The 1,765-nt window shown below is 34.4% G+C and carries 2 protein-coding genes; both read left to right on the top strand.

From position 1 onward, the window contains the following. Positions 1 to 190: 190 nt before the first annotated feature. Positions 191 to 661 carry a hypothetical protein gene (locus Q0997_RS20095; RefSeq protein WP_299892486.1) on the top strand — a complete coding sequence of 157 codons (471 nt, stop codon included), beginning with the start codon at positions 191 to 193 and terminating at the stop codon, positions 659 to 661. A 365-nt stretch (positions 662 to 1,026) separates the two neighbouring features. Beyond that, entirely contained in the window at positions 1,027 to 1,551 is a 525-nt protein-coding gene (locus tag Q0997_RS20090; RefSeq protein ID WP_299892483.1) for a hypothetical protein, read from the top strand. The last annotated feature ends 214 nt before the right edge of the window (positions 1,552 to 1,765 follow it).

Here is a 1,765-nt window from a genome sequence, read left to right as displayed (position 1 = left end):
AAAAAACAGATTATAAAACTTTTAAAACATAAAATAACCTGTGCACAACAATATGTATAGAAAATGCTTATTTTAGTACCAAACCAAAGGTCTGTGCTTTTTTGCTAGCTTCTGATTTTCCTGCGGAAAATCCTCGCACACATAACCGCACATTCCATACATCGAACGTTAGCAACAAGTTGAAAAAGCAATGGGAATTTTAACCAATGAAAAACATTTTTTACATAAGCATCTGACTTTTTTGGAGTCAATTGAAATTGATGGAAAAGATCGTGGATTCAATAAATTTCTGACCGAATTAGGAATTAGCAACAATGGGGAAAATTGGGGAATTGACCACTCTTCTGTTGACTGGAATAAATCGGAAAACCATTATCAATTCTTTTTTGATTATGAAAACAACGAATCGGAAATAACGGATTGGTTGAAAAAAAGTGAATTATCAAAATCTGAATTTCTTTATACTTGGTTGGATTGGAATGATCCTATTGTAAAAGTAAAAACATCGGACTTTATACAATATTGGAATGAATTTTATATCGCAAGTGTTGACGGAATGGTTTTGACAACAATCGACGGAAAAAACTATATGGAATTTACTGACGATTGGAAGTACAATCTGAACAGTAACTTTGAAATTAAGCCGAACACAAAAAAATAAAAACCAGTTGCTAACAACGGCTATAATTCATTGTGGCGGAATTTTCCCCTGAAAATTCCTACCTTTAAATCATCGCTTGGTTCTCGCGGAATGGTCCTAGCGGACAATTCCACAACGAAACCATAGCCCAACCGTTACCACACATATGACCAACCAATAATGTTCTGGAATAAAAAGAAAAAATTACCGATCACTAAAGAAGACAAAGTTTGGGTTGATGAAGACCTAAATTGGTTACGGACTGAATTTGGAGAAGAACATTTTATGGAAATCCGAACAGTAACACCAACCAAAGATTTCTACGAAAGGACTTTGACGGAACTGAAAAAGATGCAAAATTCATACTCGAGCGGACAATGGAACTTATGAATATACAAGATGCTGATATAAAATTGGAATTCTTCTCTGACTCGCCAATTGAAATGGCGGACGGAACAATTTTGACAACACCTGCCAATATAAATGGAAGCTGGGAAAGTGCAAGCGGAACATATCAGCAGACCGAAAACGAAACTATAATATCAATAGAAAGAGGACAATTAAAAAATCCAATTTCATTAATAGCGACAATCTCGCACGAATTGTCACATCAGATTTTATTAGGAGAAAATAGAATAGAGGAAAATGACGAATTTTTGACTGACTTTACAGCAATCGCTTACGGGTTTGGAATTTTTATTGGTAATTCTCGTTTTCAATTTACTTCTCAAGGATTTGGATGGCAATCGAGCAGTCAAGGTTATTTACCTGAACAAATAATCGCCTACGCAATGGCTTGGTTGTCTAAAGAAAGGAATGAGGAAATTGATTTTAGTCAGTATTTGAATAAATCGATGAAAAAATATTTTGAACAAAGTTTTGAATATTTAACTGAACAAAAAACTGAATAAATACGTGTGGTAACAACGTGTATAGTTCATTGCTCTGATTTTCCTTTCGGAAAATCCTCGTTGCTGAACAATGGGTTCTTTCCATTTTGCTATCTTAGTCTCTACGCAACGAAACCATACACAAACACGTTGTAGTGCATTTTGACCCGTCCTGAAATAAGGCTACATAATTTTAAACATTATGTATAGAAATGACAAAGTAATTAGACGTTAC

The organism is uncultured Lacinutrix sp. (assembly GCF_947500325.1).
In the GTDB taxonomy this organism is placed as follows: domain Bacteria; phylum Bacteroidota; class Bacteroidia; order Flavobacteriales; family Flavobacteriaceae; genus Lacinutrix.
This window is presented reverse-complemented; position numbering and strand designations above follow the sequence as displayed.

What these genes read in the sequence shown, in the direction of transcription:
- Q0997_RS20095 (WP_299892486.1), top strand. Translation starts at nt 191, where the DNA reads ATGGGAATTTTAACCAATGAAAAACATTTTTTACATAAGCATCTGACT.
- Q0997_RS20090 (WP_299892483.1), top strand. Translation starts at nt 1,027, where the DNA reads ATGAATATACAAGATGCTGATATAAAATTGGAATTCTTCTCTGACTCG.